The sequence below is a fragment of the Ferrovibrio sp. genome (assembly GCF_036381655.1).
GTDB lineage: Bacteria > Pseudomonadota > Alphaproteobacteria > Ferrovibrionales > Ferrovibrionaceae > Ferrovibrio.
On the sequence record NZ_DASVCJ010000008.1, the window covers coordinates 1 to 14,976 of the forward strand.

A 14,976-nucleotide genomic window follows, 5' to 3' on the forward strand; every position below is an offset into this window, starting at 1 on the left:
GCTCCGAAAGGCAGCTGAACGCAGTGTCGAGGCAACATGGCAACGTATCGGAAGCCTGCTGGACCGCTTCCCGCCACAGGAATGCGCAAACTATCTCAGGAACGCTGGCTATGCTTCGATCTAACGGGATTCCGGTCTAGCTTCTACTTTTTTAGGCGGAACGGCGCTTGGGTTTCGCGGCCCTGCTTCGCGGCGCCGGCAGCAGCCGGGCGACGAAATTCGGCAGGGCGAATGCGCCGAAATGGATTTCGGGATTGTAGTAGTTCAGCCCCTTCAGATTCGCCTTGTCGAAGCGCCTGAACACCAGGCGCGGATCGATATCGGTGATGTCGCGATCGGATGCCCAGGTCAGCGACATGAAGCCGCAGACATAGGTCGGCACCACCGCTAGATAGGTGCCGGAATGGGCCCAGATCTTCTGGAACAGCTTGACGGCGCCGGTCAGTTCCGGGCCCTGCATATGCGGCACGCCGTTCTGCGCCACCAGGATGGCGCCCGGCTTCATCACGCGCCTGCAATTGTCGTAGAAGGCCTTGCTGAACAGAACGGTGGCCGGGCCGACCGGATCGGGCCGGTCGACGATGACGAGATCGTAGCGCTCGTCGGTCTCGGCCACCCATTGGGCGCCGTCGCCGACGATCAGGTTGGTACGCCTGTCCGCGAAGGCCTTGCCGCAGATTTTCGGCAGGTATTTCTTCGCCACCTTGATCACCACGTCGTCGATCTCGACCATGGTGGCGCGCTTGACCGACTTGTGCTTGAGCACCTCTTCCAGGATGCCGCCATCGCCGCCGCCGATGATCAGCACCGACTGCACCCTGCCATGCGCCAGCATCGGCAGATGCGTCAGCATCTCGTGGTAGACGAATTCGTCGCCCTCGGTGCACTGGACGACGCCGTCGAGCGCGAGCATGCGGCCGAAGCGGCCGCTCTCGAAGACCTTGACCTTCTGGTACTTCGACTTGCCTTCGAAGAGGACTTTCTTGATCTCGTGACTCTGGCGAAAACCGGTATAGAGCGTTTCGTTGAACCACGCGGTCACAGAATCAATCCCCGCTTCATTTCCGTGCACTGGATGTTGTCGGGCAGGAAGGCGCGGCGCAGCACCGGAATCGCCTTCTGCGGCTCGCAATCGCCGCAGACGAAAACGTCGAGCGCGGCATAGCCCTTCTCGGGCCAGGTATGGATCGACATATGGCTTTCGGCCAGGACGGCGACGCCGGAAATGCCGCCATTGGGCTCGAAATGATGCAGGTCGATGTTGAGCAGGGTCGCGCCGATCTCGGCGACTGCCTCGGTCAGCGTCTGCTTGACCAGCGCCAGGTTGTCGAGATGCTTGCCGCCCCAGAGGTCGATGATTAGATGCATGCCGGCATAGCGCATGCCGTCCTTGCAGATGAAATGCTCATCCGCAGCGTCCGCCGGAACTTCATACAGAGCGGGCTTGGTTGCCTTCTTGGCCATAGTCACTCTCTCCACCAAGGGGGCTGCCGGAATGCGAGATTCAGGCAGGCTGAAAAAAGGTTGTCCGATTGGCAGAGAGACTGTTGGGAAAGCCCCGTGGTTCCGGTCAGCAAGGCGTTGCCAAGCCGCCAGGCCAATGCGCCACTTTCCAAACAGCCTCGGGAAGGGGGTATGGGGCACAACGCCCGCAGATGCAAGGAAAAACAGCCCCGCGAGGGAATTTTTTTTCCGCGGCGATGCCGGGCTGCATTACGGGCAGGCCTTGCATGGCGCCGCTGCCGCGGCATTGCGCCGCAGGCGCGCGCTATCTGTCTATCCGCCGCGCGTCACGCCACCGGCAGGCCGACATGGTTGGGCGGCCGGTCGGCGAAGATCTGGCACGCCATGATGATGTCTACCGTTTCGTGGTCCTTGGCCAGCGGCAGCCAGAGCGCCTCGTAATCGTACCAGCGCCGGTCATAGAACTGCTTGTTGCGGACGAGCAGCGGCCTCGGGGTTCGGACCAGCATCTCGAGCCGGCTCAGCATCAGGGCGCGATATTGCACCAGCGGCAATTCGTCGAGCCAGCGGCCGGTCAGATCGAAACCGTCGCGGGCGACGATATCCGAGCCGATCAGGCGGTAGCGGAAGCGCGGCGCGCCGCGCGATGCCGGAGTCGAGTCCGGGCGCGCGTCCGCCCAGCACACATCGAACAGCGTGATGCCGCCCAGCGCGAATTTCATGCCCAGGGGATCGATATCCTGGCGGCCCGGAAAGCAATGCGGGCCCTTGCAGTGCAGCCAGTAGGTATAAAGCCGGACGATCGCAGGCTCGCGGCAATTCTCCGCGGTGAATTCCCAGCGCAGCTCGCTGCCGGCGGCGAAGGTGGAACGACTGGTGGAAGCCTCGGTCATCGGAATGTCGGCATGCCTGCTACGATCCAGCTTGCGCCAGATAACAGGCAGGCGTAAAGCACGCTCTGATCAGCCCCGCTGCAACCTTCAGGAGCAAAAATCAATGCCGGCCGGCCGCCATGCCGGGCGCCAGTTCGACAAGCCGATTTGTAGGTGAAATGGAGGGATTTGGTGGAGCCAAGCGGGATCGAACCGCTGACCTCCTGCATGCCATGCAGGCGCTCTCCCAGCTGAGCTATGGCCCCATAAAATCACGGACTTAAAAGGCTTCTGACGAGGCCGCGGTCCGTCGGCGGGGGCGGACCATAAGCCGCCGCTCGCCGCTTTGCAAGTGTTTCGTGACGCCGTCCGGCGGCGATTTTCGATACGGCGGCGCGGGCGGTTTTACCATGCGCCCGCGCGCCCTTTCAGCAGCCGCTCAATGGCCTTCGTCGCTATCCGATTCGGCCTCGACGTCGATCTCTTCGGCGACGTCCTCTTCCTCGAATTCATCCGCATCCTCGAGCAGATCGTCGCCGATATCCTCATCCTCGACTTCCGTGTCGACGGCGATATCCGGCACGCTCTTGCCCGGCGCCTTGACCGGCTTGATCTCCTCCGGCTTGGCCGGACGGCGGCTTTTCACCAGAATCTCGGGATTGAATTCGGCGCCGCATTTCGGGCAAAGAATGGGCGTCTTGCCCATGTCGTAAAACGCGGCGCTGCAGCTCAGACAACGCCGTTTTGTGCCCCATTCGGGTTTGGCCATAGAGATGATCTCCATACGATGGGCGTCCGGGGACCGGTCCGGCCGCCACCCCCGGCTGCTGGCCGGGGCGGCGCGATTGTGTTAAAGAAGCGCGCCCTGTCAACCCGTTATGCCGGCTTTATTTGAGGGCCGGTATCGTCCCGCCGGAACTGTCCCGATGAGCGTTGCCGCCGACCAGAAACCCCGTCCGATCCGAGCCCGTCCGCCTGCCGCCGGCGCCGGTCTGCAGGGCCGGGCGGTCGTGCCCGGCGACAAGTCGATTTCGCATCGGGCCCTGATCTTCGGCGCCATGGCGGTGGGCGAGACCATTGTGACCGGCCTGCTGGAAGGCGAGGACGTGCTGCGCACGGCCGCCGCCATGCGCGCCATGGGGGCGGAAGTCGAACGTCTGGGCCAGGATGCGACCGGCAGCCAGTGGCGGGTCTGGGGCGTCGGCGTCGGCGGCCTGAGCGAGCCCGAGGATGTACTCGACATGGGCAATGCCGGCACCGGGGCGCGGCTTGTCATGGGGCTGGTGGCCAGCCACGATTTCACGGCGGTCTTCACCGGCGATGCCTCGCTGCGGCGGCGGCCGATGGGCCGAGTGGTCGAGCCGCTGAGCCGCATCGGCGCGCGTTTCGTCGGCCGGCGCGGCAACCGCCTGCCGCTGGCGGTGATCGGCACGGCGCATCCCCTGCCGATCGAATACGAACTGCCGGTCGCCTCGGCGCAGGTCAAGTCCGCCATCCTGCTGGCCGGCCTGAACGCGCCGGGCATCACCACCGTGATCGAGCCCGAGCCGACCCGCGACCACACCGAAAACATGCTGCGGCATTTCGGCGCCGAAATCGCCGTCGAGACGACCAGGACCGGCCGCCGCGTGATCCGCCTGACCGGCCAGCCCGAACTGAAGCCTTCCAGGATCGTCGTGCCGGGCGATCCGTCCTCGGCGGCGTTTCCGGTCGTCGCGGCTTTGCTGGTGCCCGGATCGGAGGTCACCATCGCCAATGTCGGCCTCAATCCGCTGCGCACCGGCCTGTTCACGACCCTGCAGGAGATGGGTGCCGCCATCAGCTTCGTCAATCGCCGCGACGAAGGCGGCGAGCCGGTCGCCGATGTGGCGGTGAAGCATTCGGCGCTGAAGGGCGTCGTTGTGCCGCCGGAACGCGCGCCCAGCATGATCGACGAATATCCGATCCTGTTCGCCGCCGCCGCCTGCGCCGAAGGCGAGACCATCGTGCGCGGCGCCAAGGAATTGCGCGTGAAGGAAAGCGACCGGCTGGCGGCGATGGCGCGCGGCCTGAAGGCCTGCGGCGTCGATCTCGAGGAATTCGAGGATGGCCTGATCATCCGCGGCAGGGGCAAGCCGCCCCGGGGGCTGCCCAGGGATGCCAGGATCGCGACCGAACTGGATCACCGCATCGCCATGTCCTTCCTGGTGCTCGGCCTGGCGGCACAGGATGGCGTCGCCGTGGACGACGTGCGCATGATCGACACCAGCTTTCCGGGCTTCATGCCGCTGATGCAGCAACTGGGCGGCACGCTCGAACCGGCCGGATAAAACATCGGATAAAACAGCCATCCGCCGGATTGCTGCGCTGCGATGCCGGCCGCCACGGGCCGCACGCGAATACGCCGAGCGATATGCTGCGGCGCGCAAAACAGCCAATTAATAGAATTGTGCTATCGCGCAACGGTTTTATCGTATTGATCGAGAGTACAAGGAAACCGAAGATTGAGTTTCACGGCACATGCCGTAGCATGACGGGGCAGGCGGCGCGATCCACCATTAAACCGTCCGTCATGTCTGCGGCCCGTAAACGCCCCTGATGGAACCGGTATGAATATTTCAACGTCTCTTCCCCGGCAGCATCGTAAAGGCGGGGATAGGAAGGGTCGCGCTTTGCCGCGCGGCCGCCAGGCAAGTCCCGCCGACCACGACGCGCTTGGCGCCATTCTCGGCAAGAATGGCAGCCTGGAGGATTTGCACCGCGACCTGCTGATCGAATATCTGCATCAGATTCAGGACGCCCATGGCCATCTGCCGGTGCGGCTGCTGGTCGCCCTGGCCGAAGCGATGCGCCTGCCGATGGCGGAGGTTTTCGAGACCGCCACCTTCTATGCCCATTTCGATATCGTCGACGCGGACGAGCCGGCGCGGGCGCCGTTCACCATCCGCGTCTGCGACAGCCTGACCTGCGAAATGGCCGGCGCCGATGCCTTGGCCGAGCAGCTCAAGGCGCTCGGTCCCGATGTGCGCATCCTGCGCGCGCCCTGCATGGGCCAATGCGACCGTGCGCCCTGCGCCACTTACGGCAAGAATGTCGTCGCGCCGGCGAGCCTGTCCGAACTGGGGGCGGCGCATGCGGCGCGCGCCGTGCAGCCGGTCCTGCCGCGCTACAAGGATCTGGCCGCCTACCGCGCCGAAGGCGGCTATGGCGTGCTGGAGAAATGCCGCTCGGGCGAGATCACGCGCGAGGCGCTGATCGCCGAGATCGAGAAGGCGGGCCTGCGCGGCATGGGCGGCGCCGGCTTTCCGACCGCGCGCAAATGGCGCTCGCTGCTGCAGGAGCCGAAGCCGCGCCTGCTCGCCGTGAACGCCGACGAGGGCGAGCCCGGCACCCTGAAAGACCGCTTCTTCCTCGAAACCGAGCCGCACGGCATGCTGGAAGGCATGCTGATCGCCGCCTGGGTGATCGAGGCCGACGCCGTCTATATCTATCTGCGCGACGAATATCCGGCGCTGCACAAGGTGCTTGCCGCCGAATTGCGCGCGCTCGACGCGGCGGGCCTTCTGCGGGGCGTGCGGGTCGAACTGCGGCGCGGCGCCGGCGCCTATATCTGCGGCGAGGAATCGGCGATGCTGGAAAGCATCGAGGGCAAGCGCGGCCTGCCGCGCCAGAAGCCGCCCTATCCAAGCCAGGTCGGCCTGTTCGGCCGGCCGACCCTGATCAACAATGTCGAAACCCTTCATTGGGTGGCGACGATCGCCCGCAAGGGCGCCGATTGGTGGCTGAGCCATGGCCGCAACGGCAGCAAGGGCCTGCGCAGCTATTCCGTCTCGGGCCGCGTGCGCCAGCCGGGCGTGAAGGTCGCCCCGGCCGGGCTGACCATCCTGGAGCTGATCGAGGAATATTGCGGCGGCATGGCGCCGGGCCACACATTCGCGGCCTATCTTCCCGGCGGCGCCTCCGGCGGCATCCTGCCCGCCAGCATGGCGGATATCCCGCTCGATTTCGGCAAGCTGGAGAAATACGGCTGCTTCATCGGCTCGGCGGCGGTGATCGTGCTCTCCGATCAGGACGACGTGAGGCAGGCGGCGCTCAATCTGATGCGCTTCTTCCGCCATGAATCCTGCGGCCAGTGCACGCCCTGCCGCATCGGCACCGAGAAGGCGAGCGAGCTGATGGCGGCCAAAAGCTGGGACGAGCCGCTGCTGCGCGATCTGGCCCAGGTAATGCGCGACGCTTCGATCTGCGGCCTCGGCCAGGCCGCCCCCAATCCGCTGATCAGCGTGCTGGAGCGTTTCAAATGACCCGCTTCACTCTCGATGGCAAGACGATAGAGGCGCAGCCCGGCGAGACCATCTGGCAGGCGGCGCAGCGCCACGGCACCGACATTCCGCATCTGTGCTACAGCCCGCAGCCGGGCTATCGCGCCGACGGCAACTGCCGCGCCTGCATGGTCGAGATCGACGGCGAGCGCGTGCTGGCGCCGAGCTGCAAGCGCCTGCCCAGCGAGGGCATGGTGGTGAAATCGGCCAGCGAGCGCGCCAGGCGCTCTCGCGAACTGGTCTTCGAATTGCTGGTTGCCGATCAGCCCAGGCGCGAGGTCGCGCATGACGGCGATTCCAAGTTCTGGCACTGGGCCGAAGCGATCGGCGTGACCGAAAGCCGCTTTCCTGCGCGCGAGCATCAGCCGGCGCCGGACCGCAGCCACAGCGCCATGGCGGTCAATCTGGATGCCTGCATCCAGTGCAACCTCTGTGTACGCGCCTGCCGCGAGGTGCAGGGCAACGACGTGATCGGCATGGCCTTCCGCGGCCATCACAGCGAGATCGTCTTCGACATGCAGGACCCGATGGGCAAGAGCACCTGCGTCGCCTGCGGCGAATGCGTGCAGGCCTGCCCGACCGGCGCGCTGACGCCGTCCACCCTGGTCGATGCGAAGAATGTCGCGGTTGCCAAGGCGGAACGGCATGTCGACAGCCTCTGCCCCTTCTGCGGCGTCGGCTGCCAGCTCACCTTCCACATCAAGGACGAGAAGATCCAGTACGTCACCGGCCGCGACGGCCCGGCCAATCGCGGCCGGCTTTGCGTGAAGGGCCGTTTCGGCTTCGACTACGTGCATCATCCGCACCGCCTGACCAAGCCGCTGATCCGCAAGGACGGCGTGCCCAAGCGCGGCGACGATGTGGTCGATCCGGCGAAACCGTTCACGCATTTCCGCGAGGCGAGCTGGGAGGAGGCGCTGGAGCGCGCCGCCGCCGGACTGAAGGCGATCCGCGATACGCGCGGCCCGAAGGCTCTGGCCGGCTTCGGCTCGGCGAAAGGCTCCAACGAGGAGGCCTATCTGTTCCAGAAGCTGGTGCGCGCCGGCTTCGGCAGCAACAATGTCGACCATTGCACGCGGCTATGCCATGCCTCGTCGGTGGCGGCGCTGATGGAAGGCATCGGCTCGGCGGCGGTCACCGCGCCGTTCTCGGCCGCGATGGATGCCGAGGTCATCATCGTCATCGGCGCCAATCCGACGGTGAACCACCCCGTCGCCGCCACCTTCATCAAGAATGCCGTGCGGCAGAATGGCGCCAAGCTGATCGTGATGGATCCGCGCGGCCAGGCGCTGGCGCGCTATGCCGCCTATAACCTGCGCTTCAAGGCCGGCGCCGACGTCGCCCTGCTCAATGCGATGCTGAACGTGATCATCAGCGAGGGTTTGACCAATCCGGCCTATATCCAGCGCTTCGTCGACGGCTTCCCCGATGTCGAGCAGGCCGTGAAGGACGCCACGCCCGAGGCGATGGCGCCGCTCTGCGGCATCGCGCCGGACGTGATCCGCGAGGTCGCGCGGCTTTACGCCACCTCGAAGGCGTCCATCATCTTCTGGGGCATGGGCGTCTCGCAGCATGTGCATGGCACCGACAATGCCCGCTGCCTGATCGCGCTCGGCCTGATCACCGGCCAAGTCGGCCGCCCCGGCACCGGGCTGCACCCGCTGCGCGGCCAGAACAACGTGCAGGGCGCTTCCGATGCCGGTCTGATCCCGATGGTCTATCCCGATTACCAGTCGGTGGAGAATGTCGAGGTCGAAAAGGCCTTCGAAGCCGCCTGGGGCGTGTCCTCGCTCGATCCCAAGCGCGGCCTGACGGTGGTCGAGATCGTCCATGCCATCCTCGCCGGCGAGATCAGCGGCATGTACATCATGGGCGAGAATCCGGCCATGTCGGATCCCGATGCCGCCCATGCGCGCGAGGCCCTGGCCAAGCTCGATCATCTCGTCGTGCAGGACATCTTCCTCACCGAGACCGCCTTCCATGCCGATGTGATCCTGCCGGCCTCGGCCTTCGCCGAGAAGACCGGCACCTTCACCAATACCGACCGCCGCGTGCAGATCGGCCGCGCCGCGCTGAAACCGCCCGGCGAGGCGCGGCAGGATTGGGAACTGATCCAGGAGATCGCCCGGCGCATCGGCCTGGACTGGCATTACCGCCATCCGCGCGATGTGTTCGCCGAAATGACGACGGTGATGCCCTCGCTGGAGGGGATCACCTGGGAGCGGCTGGAAGCCGAGGGCGCCGTCACCTATCCGCAGGGCCAGGAGATCATCTTCGGCGACGGCTTCCCGACGCAGAGCGGCCGCGGCCGCCTGGTGCCGACCAAGGTGACGCCGCCGGCGGAGGTGCCGGATGCCGAGTATCCGATGGTGCTTTCGACCGGGCGCCTGCTCGAACATTGGCATACCGGCGCGATGACGCGGCGGGCGACGCAGCTCGATGCGCTCGAGCCGGAGGCGATGGCGCTGCTGCATCCGCGCGACATGGCGAAGATGAATCTGCGGCCCGGCGAGCGCGTGCGCGTCTCCACGAGGCGCGGCACCATCGAGCTGATGGCGCGCGCCGACCGCGATGTGGCGGAAGGCATGGTCTTCATCCCCTTCGCCTTCTTCGAGGCGGCGGCGAATCTGCTGACCAATCCGCAGCTCGATCCCTTCGGCAAGATTCCGGAGTTCAAGTTCTGCGCCGCCAGGGTCGAGCCGGCCGCCGAGACCGTGCCGGCGGAATAGGCGTTCGCGTTCGTCATGCCCGGACCTGGTCCGGGCATGCGTTTTTCGCGGCTCAGGCGGCGCGCGCCGGCTTGAGGATCAGCGCCAGCGCGGTGGCCACCAGGGCGAGGGCGGCCAGTTCCGGCCAGCCCGGTTCCTCGCCCAGCATCAGCATGGACGAGAAGACCCCGACCACCGGGATCATTAGCGTGCTCAGGCCGCTGATGCCGGCCGGCAATTGCCGCACCAGGATGTTCCAGGCCCAGTAGCAGAAGACGAAGCAGATCGAGGCGTTGTAAAGGACCGCCAGCCAGGCGCCGGTGGAATAGAGCGCCCAGCGGTCGGATTCGAACAGCGGCGCCATGATGAAGATCGGGATGCCGCCGAGCAGCATCTGCCAGCCGACGAAGGGCACCGCCGCCATCGGCATGGGATATTTCTTCGTCAGCACGGTGCCGATCGCCCAGCTCAGGGCGGCGCAGAGCACCAGCGCCACGCCCAGCGGCGCCGCCGTCATCGCCTGCCATTCGCCGCCGACCAGCAGCGCCAGGCCGGCCAGCCCCACGGCAAGACCGGCGAGCTTCCAGCCGGTCAGCCGCTCATGCAGCACCACGGCGCTCATCGGCACGACCCAGAGCGGCATGGTGAAGGCCAGGATGGTGGTGCGGCCCGCCGGCAGCATCGACAGGCCATACAGCACGCAGACGTTCCAGCCGGTGATGTTGAACAGGCTGATCGCGGTCAGCTGCCAGCGATGGCCGCGCGGAATGCCGAGCCGCATCCGCTTGAAGAAGGCGATGGCGAACAGGCCGATGGCGCCGCCGGCCAGGCAGAAGAGGCGGAAGGTGAAGACGGGAATCTCGTTCAGCGCGATCTTCATGATCGGCCAGTTGATGCCCCAGAACAGCGTCAGCAGCACCAGCAGGCCGAGCGACGAGGCGGAAATGGTATGGCTGGGGCTGCGCTGGGCGGCCGCGACAGTGTCCGTCATGGGGAGGGCGCTTCCGTTTGTATACGGACACACTAGCGCCTGGGCCGGCGCGAGGCTAGCGCAGCCGCCTAAAGCAGCTTGAGCACGTTTTCCGGCGGACGGCCCAGCACCGCCCGCCCGTCATGCACGAAGATCGGCCGCTCCAGCGCGGCGGGATGGGCGACGAGGCCGGCGATCAGCGCTTCTTCGGGCATGTCGGCCGACAGGCCGGCTTCCGCGCCCTCGGTCTTGCGCAGCACGTCGCGCGGTTTCAGGCCGGCCAGGCGCAGGACGCGCTTGAGCTCCTCGGCCGAGGGCGGCGTCTTCAGATACTCGACGATCTGCGGCTCGACGCCGCGCTCCTGCAGCAGGGCAAGAGCCTGGCGCGATTTCGAGCAGCGCGGGTTGTGATAGAGAAGGGTCTCCGCCATGGTCACGATCCTGTCGCCATACTCTGCAAGAAAGCTTGTAGAATAGATACTTAGCATCGGGTGGGGACGGTTGCAATTTGATCGGCGATGGCTAAATACTGACATTATGAGCCACCGCTGGACCCTGGACGACATTCCCTGGGACCGGTTCGACCCGAGCAAGGTCGATCCAGAGTTGCTGCGCGCCGTCAAGGCTGCCGCCCTGGTCGAGCATAATGCCGACGATTACGTCACGTATCTGTGCAATGTCTTCGCCGACGACGCCGAATTCTGCGGCGTGGCGCGCTGGTGGGGCGAGGAGGAAGTCCAGCATGGCCGCGCGCTGGCGCGCTGGGCGCAACTGGCCGATCCGGGCTTCGATCCGGCACTGGCGCTGAAGCGGTTCAACGAAGGCTTCCGCCTGCCGCTGGATGCGACGGCCTCGGTGCGCGGCAGCCGCAGCGGCGAACTGGTGGCGCGCTGCGTGGTGGAATGCGGCACTTCGAGCTTCTACAGCGCGATCCGCGACGCCACCGACGAGCCGGTGCTCAAGATCGTCGCCGGCAAGATCGCCGCCGACGAGTTCCGGCATTTCAAGCTGTTCTACGATCATCTGCATCGCTATCTGCAGCGCCAGCCGCTGAGCCGCATGCGGCGCCTGCTGGTCGCGCTTGGCCGCATGCAGGAGGCCAGCGACGACGAACTGGCCATGGCCTATTGGTGCGGCAATGGCTGCGAGGGCAGCTACGACCGCAAGCGGCAAAGCGCGGCCTATGAGCTGCGCGCCAGCAGCGTCTATCGCTTCGGCCATATCCAGCGCGGGCTGGGCATGGCGCTGAAGGCCTGCGACATCGACCCGCAGGGCCGGTTCAGCCGCTGGTTCGCCGCGCTGATCTGGCGCGTGATGCAATGGCGCCGGGGCCGGCTTGCCGCGATCGCCACCTGAAGCGAAATTTAGGTTGCCCCGATTTCCATTCGGCTTAGGCTAAAGGGGATGGGGCAGGAAACGCCACCGCTCGGACGCTACAGCCTGGTTGCGGAATCGGACCTCGATCCGCGGCTGAAGGGATTGCTGCGGTACTGGGAAGGCAAGCGCGGCGGCCGGGCCTATCCCGCGCGTCCCGATATCGATCCGCTCGAATTGAAGCCGGTGCTGGGCAATATCGCCCTGATCGACGTCGTGCGGCAGGAGGATGCCGGCCTGCGTTTCCGCTATAGGCTGTTCGGCACCGAATTCGTTTTCTATCACGGCACCGACCTGACCGGGCATTGGCTGGATGAGATTCCGAATGCCGATTTCCGCGACGCGCTGATCGCGATGTACACCACCGTCGTCAATGACGGCCAACTCCGGATGGTGTCCTACGATTACATGCTGGAAAGCCGGCGCCACCGTTTCCAGGCCTTGATCCTGCCGCTCTCGAGCAACGATCAGGCGATCGACATCATCCTGGCCTGCGGCGTGCCGGTCGCCGTTTTCTAGATCTTGCTGTTGCTCAGCCGGCATGGCCGTCCAGCCAGTCGGCCAGCAGCGCGGTGACCCCGGTTTCGCGCGGCTCGCCGAATATGAAATGGCTCATCTCCGGAATCTCGCGATACACGGCGCGTTTGGCATAGGAGCGCGCCACGGCGCGGCAGGTCGGCGCCGGCGTGATCTTGTCCTCGCTGCCGGCGATGACCAGCACGGGAATCTGCACGCGATGGCTGCTGACATGGCTGGCTGCCTGCCAGTCGAGCCACCAGGTCAGCGCCTCGAACAGCACGCGGCCGGATTCCGGCACCATGCGCGCGAAGATGTCGCGCCGCAAGGCCGGCGGCACGCGATCCATCGAGAACTGTTCGGCGATCTTGAAATCGGGCATCAGGCTTTTGCGCCATAGGTCATGCGTCTTCCACAGCAGGCCGATTGCGCCCTCGATCTCCTCGCGCGTGCGCGGCAGCACGCCCCAGGGCGCCACCGGCGCCAGCAGGACGGCCGCCCTGGCCAGACCTTTCGCCGCAAGCTGCTGCGCCAGCAGGCCGCCGAGCGAATGGCCGATCAGCACCGGCTTTTGCGGCAGCCGCGCGATCTCGTCTTCCAGCGCGCGGCGGTAATCGGCGATGCCCAGATGGCGCAGCTTGGGATGCGGCGGCTGGCCGGCATGATCGACGCCATGCAAAGGCAGGTCGGGCGCATGGGTCTTCCAGCCGCGCCGGCTGAGTTCGGCGCGCAGCCGTTCAAAGACCCAGCCGCCGACGAAGGCGCCATGGATCAGAAGAGCCTCGCCCTTGCTCAGCTTCGCACCCGGTCGGCAAATTCCGCGACGATCATCTCATAGATCGGCCGCTTGAACGGCACGATGAGATCGGGCAGCGCGCGGAACGGCCGCCAGCACCATGCCTTGAACTCGGGTTCGGCCGTGGCGATGTTGATGTCGCTGTCGCGGCCCTTGAAGCGTGCCAGGTACCATTTCTGCCGCTGGCCGCGATAGCGGCCGTTCCAGACCTTGTCGGCGATCTCCGGCGGCAATTCGTAGCTGAGCCAGCCGCGGCTTTCGGCGATGACATCGACCAGGCCGGCGCCGACGCCGATCTCCTCTTCCATTTCGCGCAGGGCGGCGGCGCGCGGGTCCTCGCCGGGATCGATGCCGCCCTGCGGCATCTGCCAGGCTTCCGCCGTCTGATCGATGCGCTGGCCGACGAAGACCTCGTCGGCGGCATTCAGCAGCACGACGCCGACGCCCTCGCGATAGGGTCTTTGCTCATACGGCAGACATGCGCCGTCGCCGAAGGAAGAAGGCATGGAAATCTCCTTTGCCGCGCCCGCCAGGCTGTGTCGGTCACGCCGTTGCCCGGGCGGGCGGCGGGCTATTCCAGGGTCTGCCGGTTGGCCATCGCCGAGACCGGCGCGAGCGCAAAGCCCTTGGACTCGAGCGTGGCCGTCCAGGCGAGCAGCCGTTCCAGCGTGACGGGATAAGGGGAAGCCGAGCCGATGGCAATACCGTTCAGCCGGGCGATCCGTTCCAGTTCCTCCAGCCGCGCATCGACGAGCTGCGCGGTCGGCAGGGCATCGATCTGCCGGTTGGCAAAGGCATAGACGCCGCCGACATCGCGCATCATCCGGGCGGCGACGCTGTGCGCTGCCGAGCGGGTGTCGAAGAACATCAGCCCGCGCGCCTTGAGCGCGGCCGCGACGAAATGCATTTGCTCGGGCGAGGAGGTGTATTTGCCGCCCATCAGGTTGGTGAAACCGATATAGCCCGGCACCCGCGCCAGCGCCCAGTCGAGCCGGCGGGTATTCTCCTCGCTGTTCAGCGCGGTCAGCAGGGTATGCGGGCCCGGATCGCTGGAGGGATAATCGAACGGCTCCATCGGCAGGCCGAGCAGCACTTCATGGCCGGCGTTGCGGGTCAGTTCGACCTGGGCGGCAAGGTCGGGGGCGTAAGGATTGAAGGCGAAGCTGATCGCAGGCGGCAGCCGCTCGGCGGCCAGCGCGGTCAATTGCCGGTTCAGGCCCATGCCGCGCAGGACGACGGCGATGCGCGACCGGTTGGCCGGCTCCTGGAACGGCCGCGCATAGGCGCTCCAGGGCTGCCGGCCATCGGCGCCGATCTTCGGCACCAGGCCGCGCGGCGTACTCTCGCTCAGGGCCGGATCGGGCGCGATCAGCAATCCGCTCGGCAGCCGGCCGATGCCGGCCGGCGCGGCGGGGCGTTGCGCCTGCTGCTCCGGCGTCAGCTTGGCCTCGGGCGGCAGGGCGAGCCGCGCCACGCCGATGATGACTTCCGAGCCGGGCAATGCGGTCAGCGACTGCCCGGTGACGACCAGCCAGCCGCCGCTGCCGGCGAGCAGCAGCAGGACCAGGGTCCAGGCCCCCAGCAGCAGGCGGCGATTGACGGTCTCGGCATTGCCGCGCAGGAAGGGCGGCCAGAGGATCAGGCCGATCAGGCGGAAAAAACGCCCGAGCTTGTGCTTGAAGCCCTCGCGCCTTGGCAGGGGGCCGTCCGCCGGCGCGCCCTGCCCATCCGGGGGCGGCTCGTCGGGGCCGCCGGTGATGCTCTGGATCAGGTCGGCATCGTCATGCGCGCCGCCCAGGTCGATCGGCACCGCGGGCCTTTTCCGCCGCCTGAACAGGCGGCTGAGCAAGCCCGGCGGGCGCGCGGCTCCCGGCAGCGTGCGATCATCCGGGCTGGCATGCAGTTCAGACGGTTCGGCCATTGCAGCGTCTCAAGCCCTGCAGCATAGGCCGGTGCTTATTAACGATCGCTTGAC

Annotated in this window: 14 protein-coding genes and 1 tRNA gene; 5 read left to right on the forward strand and 10 right to left on the reverse strand. The window is 66.4% G+C overall.

Features of this window, described 5'->3' with window-relative positions:
• Positions 1-151 precede the first annotated feature (151 nt).
• The 5 genes from speE to VF194_RS01995 all read right to left on the reverse strand — a co-directional run bounded on the left by speE (position 152) and on the right by VF194_RS01995 (position 3,105).
• Positions 152-1,042, reverse strand: a complete 891-nt coding sequence (speE, locus tag VF194_RS01975) for a polyamine aminopropyltransferase (RefSeq protein ID WP_330887493.1) — start codon at positions 1,040-1,042, stop codon at positions 152-154.
• The gene (gene speD / locus VF194_RS01980; protein ID WP_330887495.1) at positions 1,039-1,464 is read right to left on the reverse strand and encodes an adenosylmethionine decarboxylase; all 426 of its coding nucleotides are present in this window, start codon (positions 1,462-1,464) and stop codon (positions 1,039-1,041) included. Before speD ends, speE begins: the two co-directional genes overlap by 4 nt.
• Positions 1,465-1,790: 326 nt before the next feature.
• Entirely contained in the window at positions 1,791-2,357 is a 567-nt protein-coding gene (locus tag VF194_RS01985; RefSeq protein ID WP_330887497.1) for a PAS domain-containing protein, read from the reverse strand.
• 169 nt (positions 2,358-2,526) lie between these two features.
• Positions 2,527-2,602 (reverse strand) — tRNA-Ala (locus VF194_RS01990).
• A 173-nt stretch (positions 2,603-2,775) separates the two neighbouring features.
• Positions 2,776-3,105 carry a TIGR02300 family protein gene (locus tag VF194_RS01995; protein WP_330887499.1) on the reverse strand — a complete coding sequence of 110 codons (330 nt, stop codon included), beginning with the start codon at positions 3,103-3,105 and terminating at the stop codon, positions 2,776-2,778.
• A gap of 157 nt (positions 3,106-3,262) precedes the next feature.
• On the opposite strand from VF194_RS01995, the gene aroA reads away from it, so the two are divergent.
• From aroA to fdhF, 3 genes are all read left to right on the forward strand, one after another.
• A complete protein-coding gene (gene aroA / locus VF194_RS02000) occupies positions 3,263-4,645 on the forward strand; it encodes a 3-phosphoshikimate 1-carboxyvinyltransferase (RefSeq protein WP_330887501.1) in 1,383 nt (460 codons plus the stop codon).
• 342 nt (positions 4,646-4,987) lie between these two features.
• On the forward strand, positions 4,988-6,619 hold the full coding sequence (locus VF194_RS02005; protein WP_330887503.1) for an NADH-ubiquinone oxidoreductase-F iron-sulfur binding region domain-containing protein: 1,632 nt from the start codon (positions 4,988-4,990) through the stop codon (positions 6,617-6,619).
• A complete protein-coding gene (fdhF, locus tag VF194_RS02010) occupies positions 6,616-9,366 on the forward strand; it encodes a formate dehydrogenase subunit alpha (protein WP_330887505.1) in 2,751 nt (916 codons plus the stop codon). The genes VF194_RS02005 and fdhF overlap by 4 nt, the downstream gene beginning before the upstream one ends.
• 52 nt (positions 9,367-9,418) lie before the next feature.
• On the opposite strand, the gene VF194_RS02015 is transcribed toward fdhF, so the two are convergent.
• Entirely contained in the window at positions 9,419-10,336 is a 918-nt protein-coding gene (locus tag VF194_RS02015; protein ID WP_330887507.1) for a DMT family transporter, read from the reverse strand.
• A 68-nt stretch (positions 10,337-10,404) separates the two neighbouring features.
• Positions 10,405-10,746 carry an arsenate reductase (glutaredoxin) gene (gene arsC, locus VF194_RS02020; RefSeq protein WP_330887509.1) on the reverse strand — a complete coding sequence of 114 codons (342 nt, stop codon included), beginning with the start codon at positions 10,744-10,746 and terminating at the stop codon, positions 10,405-10,407.
• Between the two features lie 106 nt (positions 10,747-10,852).
• Here arsC and VF194_RS02025 point away from each other — a divergent pair, with 106 nt between their 5' ends.
• Together VF194_RS02025 and VF194_RS02030 are read left to right on the forward strand one after the other, a co-directional pair.
• Positions 10,853-11,671 carry a ferritin-like domain-containing protein gene (locus tag VF194_RS02025; protein WP_330887511.1) on the forward strand — a complete coding sequence of 273 codons (819 nt, stop codon included), beginning with the start codon at positions 10,853-10,855 and terminating at the stop codon, positions 11,669-11,671.
• A 48-nt stretch (positions 11,672-11,719) separates the two neighbouring features.
• Entirely contained in the window at positions 11,720-12,208 is a 489-nt protein-coding gene (locus tag VF194_RS02030; RefSeq protein ID WP_330887513.1) for a PAS domain-containing protein, read from the forward strand.
• Between the two features lie 13 nt (positions 12,209-12,221).
• Here the strand turns inward: VF194_RS02030 and VF194_RS02035 are convergent, their stop codons facing one another.
• From VF194_RS02035 to VF194_RS02045, 3 genes are all read right to left on the reverse strand, one after another.
• Positions 12,222-13,022, reverse strand: a complete 801-nt coding sequence (locus tag VF194_RS02035) for an alpha/beta hydrolase (protein WP_330887562.1) — start codon at positions 13,020-13,022, stop codon at positions 12,222-12,224.
• Complete coding sequence (locus tag VF194_RS02040; protein ID WP_330887515.1) at positions 12,998-13,507, reverse strand: RNA pyrophosphohydrolase; 510 nt, start codon at positions 13,505-13,507, stop codon at positions 12,998-13,000. The genes VF194_RS02035 and VF194_RS02040 overlap by 25 nt, the downstream gene beginning before the upstream one ends.
• Before the next feature lie 65 nt (positions 13,508-13,572).
• Positions 13,573-14,922 (reverse strand): divergent polysaccharide deacetylase family protein, encoded by a 1,350-nt coding sequence (locus tag VF194_RS02045; protein ID WP_330887517.1) that lies wholly within the window; start codon positions 14,920-14,922, stop codon positions 13,573-13,575.
• Positions 14,923-14,976 lie beyond the last annotated feature (54 nt).

Excerpts from the sequence above, each read along its gene's own strand:
- speD (WP_330887495.1), bottom strand. The coding sequence starts at position 1,464 with ATGGCCAAGAAGGCAACCAAGCCCGCTCTGTATGAAGTTCCGGCGGAC.
- VF194_RS01985 (WP_330887497.1), bottom strand. The coding sequence starts at position 2,357 with ATGACCGAGGCTTCCACCAGTCGTTCCACCTTCGCCGCCGGCAGCGAG.
- VF194_RS01995 (WP_330887499.1), bottom strand. The coding sequence starts at position 3,105 with ATGGCCAAACCCGAATGGGGCACAAAACGGCGTTGTCTGAGCTGCAGC.
- aroA (WP_330887501.1), top strand. The coding sequence starts at position 3,263 with ATGAGCGTTGCCGCCGACCAGAAACCCCGTCCGATCCGAGCCCGTCCG.
- fdhF (WP_330887505.1), top strand. The coding sequence starts at position 6,616 with ATGACCCGCTTCACTCTCGATGGCAAGACGATAGAGGCGCAGCCCGGC.
- VF194_RS02015 (WP_330887507.1), bottom strand. The coding sequence starts at position 10,336 with ATGACGGACACTGTCGCGGCCGCCCAGCGCAGCCCCAGCCATACCATT.
- arsC (WP_330887509.1), bottom strand. The coding sequence starts at position 10,746 with ATGGCGGAGACCCTTCTCTATCACAACCCGCGCTGCTCGAAATCGCGC.
- VF194_RS02025 (WP_330887511.1), top strand. The coding sequence starts at position 10,853 with ATGAGCCACCGCTGGACCCTGGACGACATTCCCTGGGACCGGTTCGAC.
- VF194_RS02030 (WP_330887513.1), top strand. The coding sequence starts at position 11,720 with ATGGGGCAGGAAACGCCACCGCTCGGACGCTACAGCCTGGTTGCGGAA.
- VF194_RS02040 (WP_330887515.1), bottom strand. The coding sequence starts at position 13,507 with ATGCCTTCTTCCTTCGGCGACGGCGCATGTCTGCCGTATGAGCAAAGA.
- VF194_RS02045 (WP_330887517.1), bottom strand. The coding sequence starts at position 14,922 with ATGGCCGAACCGTCTGAACTGCATGCCAGCCCGGATGATCGCACGCTG.